Source organism: Pseudomonas sp. GW823-FHT05G12 (assembly GCF_058795575.1).
Window position 1 is genome coordinate 3,021,190 of record NZ_CM179501.1, and the last position, 15,521, is coordinate 3,036,710.

The following is a 15,521-nucleotide window of genomic DNA, read 5'->3' on the forward strand; positions in this document are numbered from 1 at the left end:
GTCCTCGGTCAGAAGGTGCGGCTGACAGTGAAGGCGATGAAGTCGCGGTCTTTGAGCGACTGTTCGAAGGTGTAGTGGTTATCGGCGTCGAGGAAGGTGTTCTCCGGGCCGTAGTAGTGCGTGTAGGTCAGGCCCAAACTCCAGGTGTTGAGGTAGTTGCCTTTCAGGCCGATGTTCAGGTCACCGCCATGATCGGTGCCAAAACCGGTGCCCAGCGCCATCGACGCGCCGTTGGTGTAGCTCGCGCCGATCGGCACCGACAGGTCGAGCCCCGGTAAGATCTGCCGGTACATCGGTTCGAACACCAGGCGCAGGCTGGTGGCGTCACGGTCGGCGTTAGGGTCAACGGCATCGGCGTTCTTGCTCACGCTCATCACCCGGTTCCAGGCGATTTCGCCGAGGAAGCTCGACTCGGCAGCGATGAAGTTCGGCTCCAGGCTGGCAAGCCAGGAGACGTTGGCGTGCAGCGTGCGGCCGGTGGCGTAAACCGGGTTATCGTCATTGTCGATCGCCTCGCCCACGGCCAACGCATGCTGGTTGGTCGAGGCCAACGGCTGGTTCCAGCGGGTTGACAACTCACCGGCGAGGTTGAAGTTGCCAACGGTGGTGGAGAAGCTCGCACCGAACGCCTCGATACCCTCGGGATACACCCAGTAGAACTCGCCGGCCTTGCCGCTGACCGGGTCGAGGTTGGCGAAGTTCGGGCGTACGTTGAGTTGCGGCGACTTGTCGTGGAAGCGGATGGCGTACAGGCCCCAGTCGACCGTCTCGGTGCGCCAGCGCACCTGCATGCCGCCCTGCCCTGAGTCCTTGGCTTGCTTGTCGTTGCCGTGGAAGAACGCCAGAGGTTGGCCACCGGGGAACACCGGCGCGCCGACGAACATGCGCTCGGCGCCATCGCCGAAGAAGTCGTCTGTGGAGAAATAGCTACCCGCTGCCGGCAGGCGGTTGGCCTCCCACTCGAACTGGTAGTAGGCCCCCACCGACACATCCGGCGTCAGTTGGAGTTGTCCGGAAATCTGCTGTACCGGACGGATCAGTTCCTTGAACTGCGTGTTGGGTACCGACAGCCCCTTGACCACGTCCACCGGAGCCATGCCACCAGCAATGCCGTTCATGCCAAAGAACAGGCTCTCGCCCCACTGCATGGCGTATTGACCCAAACGGCCGGACAGCGGCATGTCGCCGATCTCGGTCTTGCCGAAGATAAAGGCGTCGAGCAGCTCGCCCTTGCGTCCATGCAGCTTGCGCGTGTCGTCGGTGAACGCGTCGTAGTCGACCGAATAACTGTTGGCACGGCCAGGGTCGTTGTTGTCAGTCCCTTGGTTGTAGACATCGTCGTACCAGGCCGCGCCGCTGACCCGTGCGCCGACGTTGTTGTAGGTAATGTCCAGTTCCGACAGCAGGTCGAGGCGGTTGGAGATCAGGCCTTTGTCGAAGTTGCGGTCACCATCGTCCAGGTTCAGCGCGGTCTGCCCTTCGGTGAGCTTGCTGCTCGCGTCCTGTGTACGCCAGGCGGCGCTGTATTTCAGCGTATTGTCCCAGCGCACCCGCAGGTCGGGGTTGCCGCTATCGAATTCGAAGGCCTGCGCCTGGCTTGCGGCCAGCGCGACAAGCGCCAGGCTGAGGGGCTTGAGCGCCGGTAACGGCCGTGTGAATGCACCTTTGCGAGTCAACATCGGGGTTTCCTCTTTCTTTTTATTGTGCGTCGGTGTTGGCATAGGGCCGGCGCGCCGACAAGGCAGGGCGTACCGGGTACGGGGAGTCAGATCGGCTGCGCGGTGACCTCCAGCATGCGCTTGACCAGGCCGATGCGGTCGAAGGAGGGATCGCGCTGGATCTCCTTCACACCTGCCAGCAGGGACATTTCGCTGATGAACTTGCAGCGCTCGAAACGTCGGCCCATGAACCGCTGCAATTGCGCGTCGAGGCTGCCACCCGCGGTGAGCTCCTCGGCGAGCACCACGGCGTCCTCAATGGCCATGCCTGCCCCCTGCCCCAGGTGTGGCGTGGTGGCATGGGCGGCATCGCCGATCAGCAGCACTCGACCGCAGTACCAGGGTTCGTCGACAAACACCGCTTCAAGCGGCTTGTAAACGACCCCGGCGTTGTCGACGATCTGCTCGCGCAATTCGCCGATCAGCCCGCCGAAACCGGCCAGGCGCTGGCGAAGGCCATCAGCCAAAGCAGCCGGTTCCATCCAGGGGTTACCCGGCTCGTGGGAGGTGGTGAAGAGGTACATCAGGTCATCGGCCAGCGGAACCAGCCCCGCGTTGCCAGAGGGCCCTTGGTAGTTGGCAAGGTGGTCGATACCTGCCGCACGCGGGAAGTTGTAGCGCCACACCGACTGCCCGGTGAAACGCGGCTGATAACGATCACCGAACAGCACGCTGCGGACTTTCGAGAACAACCCGTCGGCGCCGACCATGAGACCGTAGCGCCCCTGGCTGCCATCGGTGAACAACACGTCCACTGCGCTGTCGTCTTGCTCGAAGCTTTCCACCGAGGTGCCCAGGCGCACCTGGGTGCCCAGTTCGATGGCAGTTTCGCTCAACACCTTGTGCAGGGCGCGGCGCGAGATACCCACATTGGCCGGATACTGCGGACCGGCCAGGCGCTGGCCTGGGATGCGCGCCAGTTGCTGCCCTTCGGTGGTATAGATGGCCACGTCCTCGAAGGCGTAGGCGGCATCAAGGTAGGCTTCGAGCAGGCCCAGCCGGTGCATCTCGCGCACCACATTGCTCTGTTGAATGATGCCGACACCGTAGACGGTCCACTCGGTTTTCAGCTCGACCAGATCGACGGCGATGCCCTTGCGGCGCAAGGCGATGGCGGCACACAGCCCGCCAATTCCGCCGCCCACGATCAACACGTTGTTCACAGTATTCATGGCATGTCTCACGTTTTGTTCTTGTTGTGCGCCCCGTCATGCGGGGCGGCCGTTTCCTGTGCCTATGCACAGCTTCCCGCCTGCGCCGGTCCATGACCAATCGCGTCGCGGGATGCGACCTATCGCGCGGCGCGATAGGTCAGCGATCGAGCTGCTCCAGCGGCAATAGCAGCCAGCCGTCCGCTTCCTTGTGATCGAGTGCCTCCAAGGCTTCGCCTCGGCAGGGGCCGTGAACGCAAGTGCCGTCTTCGGGCGTGAAGCGCGCACCGTGGGCGTAGCAGACGATCCACTGGCCATCGGCGCTCAAAAAGCGGTTCTTGCGGTACTCCATGGGCACCATCAAATGCGGGCACAGGTTGCGGTAGACGCGTACCTGGCCCAGGTACCGAAGGGCGAACAGGCTGTCCGCGCCCCTGCCCTGTGGGTCGAAACCGCGCGCTTGACCCTCGCCCAGCTCATCGAGCCGGCACAGCTCCACCCACGCCATGTTTCAACCCTGCTTCGCAGGTGGGCCGCTGGGTGCCCATTTCTCCCGCGAGGCGAACAGGAACAGCTGCGAGTTGTCGGCCGACATCGGCGCCTGACGCGCCGCCCATGCGTCATCGTGCTTGTCCATGTCGGCGTCGTACTCGATGTGGCAGCCCAGCGGGCTGTTGAAGTACCAGAACCAGTTGGAACCCAGCAGGTGTCGGCCCGGGCCCCAGAAGCTGGTCCAGCCCTGCTGCTGGAAACGCGTACCGGCCAGCAGGACCTCGGTGCCGCTGCCCATATGGAAGGTGAAGTGCTCGCAACCCTGCATGTGCGGTGGGGTCTGGATCATGAACAGGCAGTGGTGATCGTCCATGGCGGCGGTGCGCATGAACGGGCCGACGCCGATGAAGCTGTCGGTGGTGACGAAGCCCAGGCGATCGCGGTAGAACGCTTCGCCCTTGGCCGCATCGGGTACGAAGTACACCACGTGGGACAAAGTGCGCGGCAACGCCGGCATGTCCGGGGCAATGCCCAGCTGGTTGATCGGGCGCTGCGGTGCGCTACCGGGGGCGTTGGTAAGGTCGGCCGGCGCGTCGAAGGGGCGACGGCAGGTCACCTGGAAGGCAATGGCAAAGCCCAGGTCGTCGAAGGTGTGCAACGCGCCGCTGGCATCGCGCCGCACTTCGCGATCACGGCCCAGCTCGTCGGCGATGGCCGCCAGATCGGTGCTCGAAGCGACGCCGTAAACGGTCTCGCGCAGCGATGGAGTCGGCCCCAGCGCTGGCGGCAGGCCAGGGTCGTCGCCGCGGCGGATAATGATCGAGGTGCCGTCCAGCGCCTCGAAACGGCCACCGTCGCCGTCCAGTTGAACGGCATCGAGGCCATAGTCACGCAGGCAATCGGCACAGGCCTGGATATCGTCGACGCCAAACACCAGCGCGTCGAGACCAAGAATATTCATGGCTACCACTCCATTGAAATTGTTATTCGGCGAGGCAGGTCACCGGTAGTGGGTCGCGGCGGCACATCGGCCGTACGACTGGCGTGCAGGTTGCTCGGTGGCGGGGTGGCGTGACCAATCGCGAGTCAGAATGCGAGGCATCGGCAATCGCGATACCTGGGCCAAAGCCCATGTGCTGTGGCGTTGGCTCGGTATCGTGGCTTGAAGGTCTTGACGTATCGGCAATGCAGCGGGAAGGTATCGCGAAAATAACTACAAGAACCGAGAGCTATCACCATGCGCTTTCACCACCTGGACTTGAACCTGCTGGTTGCCCTGGACATCCTGCTCGAGGAGCAAAACATCACACGCGCCGCCGAGCGCCTGCACATGACTCAATCGGCCACCAGTGGCGTGCTGGGGCGTTTGCGAACGTTTTTCGAGGATGAGTTGCTGGTGCAGGTCGGCCGCAAGATGCAGCCCACCCCCTATGCTCTGGAACTGGCCAAGCCGGTACGCGAGGTGCTGCTGACCATTCGCGCCTCGATAACGGCCAAGCCGGTGTTCGATCCGGCCGCCAGCAAGCGACACTTCCGCCTGGTGGCCTCGGACTACCTGATCAGTGTGGTATTCGCTCAGGTCATCCAGAAAATCCATCAGGAGGCGCCGCACATTACCTTCGAGATGATCGGCCCAGGCGACAGTAGCGCCGAATTGCTGATGCGAGGCGAGGTCGACATGATGATCGTGCCCGAGCGCTACCTCATCGAGGGCCATCCGGCGCAGCTGCTGTTCGAGGAAGATCATGTCTGCGTGGTGTGGCGCGACAACCCCGAGGTGGGCGAGCATCTGACACTTGAGCAGTACATGCAGATGGGCCACATCTCGGTGGGCTTTGGCCGCAACCGCCACTTGAGCATCGAGGACTGGTTCATGAACCAGTACGGCTTCAATCGGCGGCTGGAAGTCATCACCAACGACTTCAACACCCTGCCCCAGTTGTTGGTGGGCACCGTGCGGGTCGCCACCATGCACCGCCGACTGGCCGAACTCTATGCCGGCTACCTGCCGCTGCGCCTGTTGCCACCGCCAGTGAAGATCCCGGTTATGCGTGAATTCATGCTGTGGCACCGCAGCATGGACGGCGACCCCATGCACAGATGGCTTCGCGAGCGCATCAGCGATGTCATTCAGTGCGCCAGCACGCAGCCAGATGCTCTGCGCGCCACCGCCTGAGCGGCGGCCATCGCCCCAGACACCGCGACGGTGCTGGGGCATCGCGTTTCGCGATACCTCGCATCCCTGATCACGATTGGCCCCACCCTGCCCTGCCTGCGTACCTTGCCTTCAAACCGCGCCCTGCCTGCCTGTCGCTCAAGTGGGCGCCGGACTCCACGACCGCAGAAGGACAACAAGAATGTTCCGTTACTTCCCCACCAATTACGTCTGGAACCTCTCGGTGGACCTGGCCATTGAAATGGGTGCCCGCATGGGTGAAATCGAGGAAATGTGCGCACCGCTGCAGGAAGCCGCCAAACAGCCCGACGCCGCCGGCACCCAGGCCTTCCGGGAAATATGGTCGACCATGGCCGACAAGCTGTGCGGCTTGGCCGAAGAGGACGAAACCGCCGGCCGACGCTTGTCCGCCGGCGAAAAATACAACCGCGCGGCCACCTATTACCTCACCTGCGAACGCTTGCAGGCCCACGGCGCGCCGGGTCGTGCGGCCTTGTATCAGCGCTTCCTCGACACCTTCGCCCGTGGCATCGATTTGGCCAAGGAGAACTGTGAGCGCGTAGAGATCCCGTATGAAGGCAAGCACCTCTCGGGATTGCTGGTGCGCGCAGAAGGCGTGAGTGGCCCGGCACCGCTGCTGGTGCAAGTCAACGGGCTGGATTCGACCAAGGAAATGAAATACCGCGTCGGCCTGCCTGCCTGGCTGGCCAGGCGAGGCGTGTCGTCGCTGATTGTCGACCAGCCTGGCACCGGCGAAGCGCTTCGCCTCCACGGCATGACGGCACGCCATGACAGCGAACACTGGGCCAGCCGCATAGTGGACTGGCTGGAAACCCGCGCTGATGTCGATGCCAAGCGCATCGGCCTGGAAGGCGTTTCCCTGGGCGGCTACTACTGTCCGCGCGCAGTGGCGTTCGAACCGCGCTTTGCTTGCGGCGTGGTGTGGGGCGCCAACCACGACTGGCGCGACGTGCAGAAGCGTCGCCTGGAGAAGGAAGGCAACTTCCCGGTGCCACACTACTGGGCGCATGTGCAATGGGTCTGGGGGGCGAAGGACCTGGACGACTTCATGCGCATCGCCGAAAACGTACACCTCGACGGTGTACTCGACCGCATCCACGTACCTTTCCTGGTCACCCACGGCGAGAAAGACTCGCAGATCCCGCTCAAATGGGCACACCGCACCTACGAGCAACTGGTCAACAGCCCGAAACGCGAACTGAAGATTTTCACTGACCGTGAAGGCGGCGTGCAGCACTCGAGCTTCGACAACAGCATCAATGCCGGGCACTACATCGCCGACTGGATCGCCGAAACCCTTGGCGGCCACACGGCCTGATCGGCGCTGCCGGCCCTGGCTTGGGCGGCGCCGATTGGCGCCGTTCTCGTTTCTGCGCCAGAGAGCGCCAGGTATCGATGCCATCGATACCTGGCCATCAATAGCATCTGTTGGTGCCGGGCAGTCACCACGGCCTAGCCTTGCACCACCCTCACGATGAGAGAGCTCACCAATGAGTGCCCTGCACCTGCACTGCTCTACCCTGTTCGACGGTACTGGCCTGCACACCCGCCAACGACAGACATTGATCATCGAAGGCGGCGTGATCCGCCATGTCGGGCCATCCGCCGAGGCACCCCGTCCGCAACCCGGCGACCGTGAAGCCCACGGCCAGTTCGTCATGCCCGGGCTTGTGGACGTGCACACCCACCTGGCGTTTGGCAATGCCCAGAGCGAGGAAGACATCGACATCTGGACCAGCGACGAGTTTCGCGCCCTGCGGGGGCTGTTCTTCGCCCAGCACGTTCTGGCTGCCGGCGTGACGTCCATGGTCTGCCCTGGCGACAGTGGCCAACTCAGCATTGCCGTGCGCAATACGGTCAACGCCGGACTGTTCGAAGGCCCTCGTATCGCTGCAAGCAGCCGAGTGATCACCAATCGACAGAGCCTGAACGACTGGTTCCCCACCCGCGTCGGCGCCCCGGAGTACTTCACCGCCGCGCTGGTCACCAGCCGTGACGATGCCATTGCCCAGATCCGCAAGCAGGCCAAGGACGGCGTGGACCTGATCAAGATCGCCATGGACGGCACCCACCGTCGCCCCAACGGCGAAATCATCGCCGCTTTCACCGCCGACGAGACCCGTGAGATGGTCTACGAAGCTCATCGCCTCGGCTGCCGTGTGGCTACCCACGCCTATGGCCGAGAAGCGGTGATGTACGCGGCCAAGGCTGGCGTCGACCTGGTGTTCCACGCCTTCTACATGGATGACGCCTGCATCGAAGCGCTGCTTGAGGCTGGCAGCGTGCTCGCTCCGACCATGACCTTCCCGCAGAACACCGTGGACTTCTGCCAGCCCCATGACCCCGCGATCAGCACCGGCTATGCCGCCTACTGCGCCCGGACCCTCGAGCTCGGCGCGCCGGTACTCAAGCGCGCCAAGGCCGCCGGCGTACCCTTCGCCTGCGGCAGCGACAGCGGCTTTGCTGTGACACCCTATGGCGAATGGCATGCTCGCGAACTGGAGCTGCTGGTACGGCACCTGGACTTCACCCCGGCCGAAGCATTATTCGCCGCAACCCATGTCGGCGCACGCTTGATGCCGCGCGGCGAGACGCTCGGCACCCTGGAACCGGGCAAACAGGCCGATCTGCTGGTGCTCGACGGTTCGCCCCTGGACGACATCCGCATCCTTCAAGACCGCGCTCGGCTGCAGGCGGTGTACAAGGCCGGCGAGCCGGTACGGCTGCAACGCACCGCCTACAACCCCAAGCAGGTGTCGGACTTCAATTCGCTGAAATGGACCGACCTCTACACCCGCGACCGCGTGTCAGAACTCGGCAAATGGAGGCTGTGAACATGACAACGCTCAACTTCGAACTGGCAGTGCAACTGGCCGTCGCGACCCTGCACCAGGCACGCGCTTTGAACCTCAAGCCTATGGCCGCAGCGGTGCTCGACAGCGCCGGCCACCCGTTGGCGGTGCTGCGCGATGAGCAGGCCAGCTTCCTGCGCCCGCAGATCGCCACCGGCAAGGCCCGCGGCTGCCTGGGCCTGGGCTTCGGCGGCCGCGAACTGGCGCGCCGCGCCCAGACCATGCCGGCGTTCTTCGATGCCATCAACAGCCTCACCGGTGGCGAGGTGATTCCGGTCGCCGGCGGCGTTCTTCTGCGCGATGCAGAAGGCCGCCTGCTGGGCGCCATCGGCGTCAGTGGCGATACCTCGGACAACGATGAGCGGTGCGCGCTGCTGGCCATCGAAGCGCTAGGGCTGATCGGCGACAGCGGCGATCTTCAGCCCTGAGCCAACGCCTTGGCCTGTTCCACCAGCAATTGGCGGAGCCAGGCCAAGGCGAGATCGCCCCATGCTGCGGATGCCTCTGGAGGAACTGGGATGCTGCTGACGCAGTAATGGCCGAGGCGAGCGGCTCGCAGCCAGGACTTGATCCCGACCCGGTAAAGATCCGTCTTGTGCCCAGTATTCTCCAGGGCCACCATAGGCATTCTTCAACAGACCATTGGCTAATGCATGACACTGGAAAATTACCAGGCAATCGCTGAAAGCATTGCCCTGCTGCTGTACCCCCACGCGGAAGTCGTCATTCATGAGATACGCAGCCAGACAATCGTTCATATCGCCAATAATTTCTCACATCGCAAGCTCGGCGATGATTCGGCACTCGGTCCAGAACTGGGGGACCTTTTGAAGGGTACCAACCTTGGCCCCTACGAGAAGCTCAACTGGAACGGTCAGAAGGTCCGCTCGATCAGTGCTGTGCTGCACAATCCGCAAGGCGAAGCCGAGTATCTGATGTGCATCAATCTGAACGTGTCGGTGCTGGAACAGGCGCGTGTGGCATTGGATGCGTTCTTCCAGATGAGTCGGCTGGAGCCGCAACCGGATGCGTTGTTCCGCAACGATTGGCAGGAGCGCATCAACACCTTCCTGCAAGCGTGGCTGCAAGCGCATAACCTGTCGCTGCAGACCTTGAAGATGAAAGACAAACGCAACCTTGTCCTGGCCTTGCATGCCGAGGGTGCATTCGAGGGGCGCAGCGGCGCCGATTACGTTGCCAACGTCCTCAGCATGGGGCGGGCCACCGTGTACAAATACCTGAAGGAAGTCAGGGCCTAGGCGGTATTGCCTGGCTGTAGGCACACGCTCTTGCTATTGGTGGAATATAATTCTATTGTGGACAAATTATCCACATAGCTGCAAGGACCCGTCATGCCAGCCACCCCGTCCGTTGATGCCCAGTTCCTTGATACATTGCACCAAAACATTCAGGACGCCCATGCGGCGCTCCGCCCGGCCGTCAGCATTACCCCGCTCTTGCACAGCCCTCGTTTGTCGGCACTGACCGGCTGTGAAGTGCTGCTCAAATGCGAACACCTGCAGCACACCGGTTCGTTCAAGTTTCGCGGTGCCAGCAACAAGATGCGCCTGCTGCCGGCCGAGGCGCGCAAGCATGGGGTGATAGCTGCCTCTTCCGGTAACCATGGGCAGGCCCTGGCTCTGGCCGGCAAGATGGCTGGCGTGCCAGTGAAGGTCTACACCACCACGGGCGCATCGGCATACAAAACAGAGGCAATGCGCGCGCTGGGCGCCGAAGTGGTCTGCCTGCCCACCGACCCGCTGAGTGCAGAGCTGGAAGCAGCCAGGCAAGCCAAGGCCCAGGGCGTACCTTTCGTGTCACCTTACAACGACCTGCAAGTCATTGCCGGCCAGGGCACCATAGGCATGGAGTTGTTCGAGCAGGCGCCAGACCTGGACGCGGTGTTCGTCGCCGTGGGCGGTGGCGGGATGATTTCCGGTATCGGCGCCGCCCTGCGCGTACTCAAGCCGGGCACTGAGATCATCGGCTGCTGGCCGGCAAATGACCCAACCCTGCAACAATCACTCAAGGCCGGTGAAATCATCGAATTGGATGCCTGCGAAACGCTGTCGGATGGCACGGCTGGCGGCGTCGAGCCAGGCTCCATCACCTTCCCGCTTTGCCAGGCGCTGCTCACCGATACCGTGCTGGTCAGCGAGGACGAAATCCGCTGCGCCATGCGCGACATCGCCAGCAGTGAGCGCTGGATCATCGAAGGCGCTGCTGCGGTTGCGGTCGCCGGCATGCAGAAGCTCGCCCAACGCTATCAGGGCAAGCGTGTCGCGGTGATCCTGTGTGGTCGTAACATCCTGCTGGAAAAGTTCCTCGAGGCCGTTCAATGAGGGTCTTCAGCAAGGCGCAGATCATCGCCCGCTTCAACCCGGAGCTCGCGGTCAGCCAACTGGAGGAAGGCTTCATCGCCTACTCCGAAGGCAAGGTGCAGGTGCCGCCCGTGCAGGGCTTCGCATTCAAGGGCGCGAACGGTGACTGTTGCGTGAAGTCGGCCTACATCGAAGGCAGCCCGACCTTCACCGTCAAGCTTTCGACAGGCTTCTACGACAACCCGTCCAAGGGCCTGCCTAGCAATGATGGCTTGATGCTTGTATTGTCTGCACACACCGGTCAGCCGTTGGCACTGCTGCAGGACCAAGGCTGGCTGACTGCCATGCGCACCGCGTTGGCCGGGCGTATCGCCGCCCGGCTGCTGGTGCCATCCCAGGTTAAGGCCATTGGCATCCTCGGCACCGGCATGCAGGCGCAGATGCAGCTTGAGCAGCTTCGCGCGGTGACCGATTGTCGCCAGGTGATTGTCTGGGGCCGGCATGAACGCGGGCTTGCGGCCTATACCGCATTTGCCCGCGAACTGGGCTTCGGGGTGCACAGCACGCAGGATGCGGCCGAGGTTGCGGGCGCGGCAAACCTGATCGTCTGCACCACGCCTTCTCGCCAGGCGCTGTTGTACAGCGATTGGGTCCAGCCGGGTACGCATATCACCGCCGTCGGTGCCGATGCGCCCGGCAAGCAGGAACTGGACCCGGCACTGGTGGCAAGGGCGGACCGCATCATCGTCGACTCCATCGCCCAGTGCAGCCAGTACGGCGAAGTGGCCCATGCCCTCGGCAGTGGCCGCATCGACGCTAACCAGCTGATCGAGCTGGGTACGCTGCTGGATGGCCGTGCCAAGGGGCGTGAGCACGACAGCCAGATTACCTTGGCGGACCTGACCGGTGTGGCAGTGCAGGATGCACAAGTCGCAAGCCACGCCTTGGCCGCCCTGTGCACCTGAGGCGACAACAGCGTCAGCGCAAACGTTGCACCTGCGCTGGCCTGCGCTGCATCAGCACCTTGCCATTGCGTACCGACACCAACGCGTGTCCCTGGCTGCGCACCATCTCGTAATCATCTGGCGCCGACAGCAGCAACAGGTTCGCCGGCCGCCCCACCTCGATGCCATAGCGCTCGCCCAGGTTAAGGGTGCGGGCGCTGTTGTCGGTAATCAGGTCCAGGCAGCGCTGCAGGTCTTCATACCCAAGCATGTGACAGATGTGCAGGCCGGCTTCGAGAATGCGCAGGATATTGCCATTGCCCAGTGGGTACCACGGGTCGACGATGGAGTCCTGGCCGAAGCACACGTTCATGCCGGCGCGGTCGATCTCGGCCACGCGGGTCACGCCACGACGTTTCGGGTAGTTGTCGAAGCGCCCTTGCAGGTGAATGCTCTCGGTCGGGCATGACACGAAGTTGATGCCCGACAGCTTGAGCAGGCGGAACAGCTTGTAGCAATACGCATTGTCATACGAGCCCATGGCCACGGTGTGGCTGGCCGTGACCCGGGGCCCCATGCCGCGTACCCGTGCTTCTTCGGCCAACACTTCGAGGAAGCGTGATTGCGGGTCGTCGGTCTCGTCGCAGTGCACATCCACCAGGCAGCCGGTGCGCTCGGCCAGGTCCATCAGGAACTTCACCGACGATACCCCCTGGTCGCGGGTATTTTCGAAATGCGGAATGCCGCCGACGACATCGGCGCCAATTGTCACGGCTTCAGTCATCAGCGCCCGGCCGTTGGCGTACGACTCGATGCCCTCCTGCGGAAAGGCGACAATCTGCAGGTCGATCAGCTCACGCACTTCGTCACGTACCTCGACCATGGCCTTGAGCGCGGTGAGTTTCGGGTCGGTCACATCGACATGGGTGCGCACATGCTGGATACCGTGGTCCACCAGCATGTCGATGGTTTTTTTCGCACGGGTCTTGATGTCGTCGTGAGTGGTGATTTCCTTGCGCTCCGACCAGCGCTCAATGCCTTCGAACAACGTGCCGCTCATGTTCCACTTCGGCTCACCCGCGGTCAGCGTGGCATCAAGATGAATGTGCGGCTCGACAAAGGGCGCGACCACCAGGTTTTGCCCGGCGTCCAGGTCATTGGCCGTAGCAGGCGCCACGACGTCGGTCTGGGGCACGATGGCGGCAATGCGCTCGCCGTTCAGTTCGACGCGGAACAGGCCAGGCTTGCCGCGCAGGCGTGCGTTGATGATGTTCATGCAGTTACTCCTTGCCGTGGGCTTCGCTCATGCGCCATACCAGCATGGCGACCGAAGCATTCATGCGAAAAAGCGGGTCGTCCAGCGACTGCCCGCTCAGTTGTTCGATGCGCTGGATGCGCTGATTGATCGTGTTGCGGTGCAGCCCCAGACGCTGTGCGGCCTTGAGCCCGTTGCCATTTTCCATGAGCAACGCGTCGAGGGTATGCACCAAAGCATGGGCGTGTTTGCGCCCAGGGGCGATCAGCGGGCCGAGGGTGCGGCTGACGAAATCATCGACCAGCGAGCGGTCGACAATACCTTGCAGCAGGCGCAATACGCCGAGCTCGCTGAAGTTGCAATAGCCGTTGGCCGGGCGCAGATGCTGCGCCACATCCAGCGCCTGGCGTGCTTCGTTGAGGGCCTGGCGATAGTGCGCGCAATCGTCAGCGAGGCTCGACAGGCCCATGTAAAGGCCCAGGTCACCTGTCGCGGCTTGCAACTGCCGGTACAGCGCACCCAACGTCTCGGGTAAGTCGTGTGTATCGGCCAGCAGCACCACGAACAGGTCGCCCGGTAACTGCGCCGTCACACTGCCTGGCCGCTGGCGGCACCAGGCTTCGAGCTGGTCTTCCAGGGCCTGGCGGGTGGCTTGCCAGGTACGCTCGCCGTGCGCCAGGCCGTGGCGCTCGAACAAGCCGTCCACGCCCGTCAGGCGCAAAGCCAGCAGGCGCCGCGGTTTATCCAGCGCCAGTTGCAGGTGTGCTGCCCGCTGCCGGGCAATTGCCAGGCTCGGGTAGTCGCCTGTGAGCAGTTGGCCAAGGATGTCGTTGCGCGAGCGGCGTACCTGGCTCATCTGCACCAGTGCAGTGCCGATCAGGTGGGTGACCACCACCATCTTCAGCGCGTAGGGCTGTTCGATCAATGGCAAGCCCAGTTGCTCGGCGCGCGCGACAACGGGCGCCGGGATGCTCTGGATGAAACTGCCGCCGGTGAGAATCACCATGCCGGCAATGCCCACGGCGTCGCCATCCTCCACCAGGCTCAGCAGGTTGGCTTCGCCGCGCGGGTGGTTGATGCCGGTGACGAATACCAGTTCACCGCCCATCACCCATTCGGCGATACCCTCGTTCTCCGCCACGTAAGGCCAGCGTACCCGCCGCTGCAGGTTGCGCGCTCCGGCCCGCACCTGCATTTCGTGCAGACCGGGCAAATGCAGGATCTCGTCCAGCGCCAGGCTCACGGCTCGACGCCCGCCTGGCCCGGCGCGCGGCGGCGTGCGCCCAGCTCCAGAATGACGATGTAGCACACTGCCGAGGCGGCGATGCCCACCAGCGGCGCGACCCACGGTGAGGCATAGGCCAGTACAGCGCCCACGGCATAGGCAAACAGCCCGGTGAGGTTGTAGCGAGGCAGGTTTGCCGTACCCAGTGCCGGGTATTTGCCGCGGTGGCGGTACCAGAAATCAGCCATGATCACCCCACCCACCGGCGGAATGATCGACCCCAGCAGCACCAGGAACGGGATCAGCATTTCGTACATGCCACCCATCGCCAGCACAATGCCAACCCCGGCCGCCACCAGCGTTGCCGTGCGCCGGCGCTCGCTGCGCAACAAGTGGCAGGCGGCGGCCGACACGTTGTAGATGGTCGGACCCTGAATGGTCCACAGGTTCAGGCACAGCATCACCACGGCCGCGAACGACAGGCCCTGCAGCATCATCACGTCGACGATATCGGCCTGCTGATAAACCATCGCGCACCACGCCCCGGCCACCACCATCAGGCCGTTGCCAAGGAGGAATGCCACCACGCTGGCGATCACCGCTACCCGGCCACTGCGTGCCAGCCGTGTCCAGTTGGTGGCTTGGGTGGCGCCACTGGCGAAGGTGCCGAAGACCATGGTCACTGCCGCCGAAAAGGTCATGGTTTCATGCGGTACTACTGCAGCCAGGCCGGCAAAGCCACCGGCATCGCGGGTGGCGATGTACATGGACACCAACAGCAGCACGAACATCAATGGCACCGACACCCGCGACAACACGTCCAGCCCTTTGAAACCGATAATGGCCGTAATGCTGAAACCCAGCCCGAACAGCACCATCAACGGCATGCCGAAGCCATCCGCCAGCCCCAGCAGCTTGACCAGCACGATGGCCACCGTGGCCGTACCCCAGGCATACCAGCCCAGTTCGGCAAAACCCAGCAGAAAGTCCGAGAGCCGGCTCCCCGCTTCACCGAAACAGAAGCGTCCCATCAACACGGTATTCAGCCCGCTGCGCGAGGCAATGAAGGCCAACACTGCGGCATACAAGGCAAGCAAACTGTTGCCGAGGGTAGCCACCCACAGCATGTCGACAAAACTGAATGCCATGCCCAGCTTGCCGCCGGCGAACATCGTGCCGGTAAAGAAGGTGAAGCTGAACAAGACCATCGCGATCGGCAGCAGGCCCTTGCGGGCGGACTGGGGGGCTTCGCTGAGGGGAAATTCGCTGGGTGAGCTCATTGCACGGGGGCTCCGGGTGTGTAGTTGGGAGCAGAAAGAGCAATATGCGGGCCGCTTTTCCCTGCGCCGCCACCCGGAAGAAATCG

At 63.3% G+C, this 15,521-nt stretch carries 14 protein-coding genes; 7 read left to right on the forward strand and 7 right to left on the reverse strand.

Going from position 1 to position 15,521, the window contains the following annotated elements:
- Window positions 1–8: 8 nt before the first annotated feature.
- The 4 genes from AC3RCM_RS13715 to AC3RCM_RS13730 all read right to left on the reverse strand — a co-directional run bounded on the left by AC3RCM_RS13715 (window position 9) and on the right by AC3RCM_RS13730 (window position 4,322).
- Complete coding sequence (locus tag AC3RCM_RS13715; protein ID WP_409322215.1) at window positions 9–1,679, reverse strand: DUF1302 domain-containing protein; 1,671 nt, start codon at window positions 1,677–1,679, stop codon at window positions 9–11.
- An 86-nt stretch (window positions 1,680–1,765) separates the two neighbouring features.
- Complete coding sequence (locus AC3RCM_RS13720) at window positions 1,766–2,890, reverse strand: FAD-dependent oxidoreductase (protein WP_010954084.1); 1,125 nt, start codon at window positions 2,888–2,890, stop codon at window positions 1,766–1,768.
- 139 nt (window positions 2,891–3,029) lie between these two features.
- Window positions 3,030–3,377, reverse strand: a complete 348-nt coding sequence (locus tag AC3RCM_RS13725) for a Rieske (2Fe-2S) protein (RefSeq protein ID WP_019438624.1) — start codon at window positions 3,375–3,377, stop codon at window positions 3,030–3,032.
- Between the two features lie 3 nt (window positions 3,378–3,380).
- Window positions 3,381–4,322, reverse strand: coding sequence for a VOC family protein (locus AC3RCM_RS13730; protein WP_010954082.1), 942 nt, complete (start codon window positions 4,320–4,322; stop codon window positions 3,381–3,383).
- 276 nt (window positions 4,323–4,598) lie between these two features.
- On the opposite strand from AC3RCM_RS13730, the gene AC3RCM_RS13735 reads away from it, so the two are divergent.
- The 7 genes from AC3RCM_RS13735 to AC3RCM_RS13765 all read left to right on the forward strand — a co-directional run bounded on the left by AC3RCM_RS13735 (window position 4,599) and on the right by AC3RCM_RS13765 (window position 11,696).
- Complete coding sequence (locus AC3RCM_RS13735; RefSeq protein WP_019438626.1) at window positions 4,599–5,537, forward strand: LysR family transcriptional regulator; 939 nt, start codon at window positions 4,599–4,601, stop codon at window positions 5,535–5,537.
- Between the two features lie 181 nt (window positions 5,538–5,718).
- Window positions 5,719–6,876 carry an alpha/beta hydrolase family protein gene (locus tag AC3RCM_RS13740; RefSeq protein ID WP_014861071.1) on the forward strand — a complete coding sequence of 386 codons (1,158 nt, stop codon included), beginning with the start codon at window positions 5,719–5,721 and terminating at the stop codon, window positions 6,874–6,876.
- 172 nt (window positions 6,877–7,048) lie between these two features.
- Window positions 7,049–8,392, forward strand: a complete 1,344-nt coding sequence (locus AC3RCM_RS13745; RefSeq protein ID WP_198746930.1) for an amidohydrolase family protein — start codon at window positions 7,049–7,051, stop codon at window positions 8,390–8,392.
- A gap of 2 nt (window positions 8,393–8,394) precedes the next feature.
- Window positions 8,395–8,838 carry a GlcG/HbpS family heme-binding protein gene (locus tag AC3RCM_RS13750; protein WP_049587911.1) on the forward strand — a complete coding sequence of 148 codons (444 nt, stop codon included), beginning with the start codon at window positions 8,395–8,397 and terminating at the stop codon, window positions 8,836–8,838.
- A gap of 225 nt (window positions 8,839–9,063) precedes the next feature.
- Window positions 9,064–9,669, forward strand: a complete 606-nt coding sequence (locus AC3RCM_RS13755) for a helix-turn-helix transcriptional regulator (RefSeq protein ID WP_010954077.1) — start codon at window positions 9,064–9,066, stop codon at window positions 9,667–9,669.
- A gap of 93 nt (window positions 9,670–9,762) precedes the next feature.
- Complete coding sequence (locus AC3RCM_RS13760) at window positions 9,763–10,752, forward strand: threonine/serine dehydratase (protein ID WP_198746928.1); 990 nt, start codon at window positions 9,763–9,765, stop codon at window positions 10,750–10,752.
- Window positions 10,749–11,696 carry an ornithine cyclodeaminase family protein gene (locus tag AC3RCM_RS13765; RefSeq protein ID WP_492628944.1) on the forward strand — a complete coding sequence of 316 codons (948 nt, stop codon included), beginning with the start codon at window positions 10,749–10,751 and terminating at the stop codon, window positions 11,694–11,696. Before AC3RCM_RS13760 ends, AC3RCM_RS13765 begins: the two co-directional genes overlap by 4 nt.
- A 13-nt stretch (window positions 11,697–11,709) precedes the next feature.
- Here the strand turns inward: AC3RCM_RS13765 and codA are convergent, their stop codons facing one another.
- From codA to codB, 3 genes are read right to left on the reverse strand one after another with little or no spacing between them, the layout of a single operon-like run.
- Window positions 11,710–12,951 carry a cytosine deaminase gene (gene codA, locus AC3RCM_RS13770; protein WP_064491988.1) on the reverse strand — a complete coding sequence of 414 codons (1,242 nt, stop codon included), beginning with the start codon at window positions 12,949–12,951 and terminating at the stop codon, window positions 11,710–11,712.
- Between the two features lie 4 nt (window positions 12,952–12,955).
- Window positions 12,956–14,173 (reverse strand): PucR family transcriptional regulator, encoded by a 1,218-nt coding sequence (locus AC3RCM_RS13775; protein ID WP_198746925.1) that lies wholly within the window; start codon window positions 14,171–14,173, stop codon window positions 12,956–12,958.
- Entirely contained in the window at window positions 14,170–15,435 is a 1,266-nt protein-coding gene (gene codB / locus AC3RCM_RS13780) for a cytosine permease (protein ID WP_064491986.1), read from the reverse strand. The genes AC3RCM_RS13775 and codB overlap by 4 nt, the downstream gene beginning before the upstream one ends.
- Window positions 15,436–15,521: the final 86 nt, after the last annotated feature.

Bases quoted from the DNA above. Each gene is read 5' to 3' on its own strand.
- AC3RCM_RS13715 (WP_409322215.1), bottom strand. From the start codon at position 1,679: ATGTTGACTCGCAAAGGTGCATTCACACGGCCGTTACCGGCGCTCAAG.
- AC3RCM_RS13720 (WP_010954084.1), bottom strand. From the start codon at position 2,890: ATGAATACTGTGAACAACGTGTTGATCGTGGGCGGCGGAATTGGCGGG.
- AC3RCM_RS13725 (WP_019438624.1), bottom strand. From the start codon at position 3,377: ATGGCGTGGGTGGAGCTGTGCCGGCTCGATGAGCTGGGCGAGGGTCAA.
- AC3RCM_RS13730 (WP_010954082.1), bottom strand. From the start codon at position 4,322: ATGAATATTCTTGGTCTCGACGCGCTGGTGTTTGGCGTCGACGATATC.
- AC3RCM_RS13735 (WP_019438626.1), top strand. From the start codon at position 4,599: ATGCGCTTTCACCACCTGGACTTGAACCTGCTGGTTGCCCTGGACATC.
- AC3RCM_RS13740 (WP_014861071.1), top strand. From the start codon at position 5,719: ATGTTCCGTTACTTCCCCACCAATTACGTCTGGAACCTCTCGGTGGAC.
- AC3RCM_RS13745 (WP_198746930.1), top strand. From the start codon at position 7,049: ATGAGTGCCCTGCACCTGCACTGCTCTACCCTGTTCGACGGTACTGGC.
- AC3RCM_RS13750 (WP_049587911.1), top strand. From the start codon at position 8,395: ATGACAACGCTCAACTTCGAACTGGCAGTGCAACTGGCCGTCGCGACC.
- AC3RCM_RS13755 (WP_010954077.1), top strand. From the start codon at position 9,064: ATGACACTGGAAAATTACCAGGCAATCGCTGAAAGCATTGCCCTGCTG.
- AC3RCM_RS13760 (WP_198746928.1), top strand. From the start codon at position 9,763: ATGCCAGCCACCCCGTCCGTTGATGCCCAGTTCCTTGATACATTGCAC.
- AC3RCM_RS13765 (WP_492628944.1), top strand. From the start codon at position 10,749: ATGAGGGTCTTCAGCAAGGCGCAGATCATCGCCCGCTTCAACCCGGAG.
- codA (WP_064491988.1), bottom strand. From the start codon at position 12,951: ATGAACATCATCAACGCACGCCTGCGCGGCAAGCCTGGCCTGTTCCGC.
- codB (WP_064491986.1), bottom strand. From the start codon at position 15,435: ATGAGCTCACCCAGCGAATTTCCCCTCAGCGAAGCCCCCCAGTCCGCC.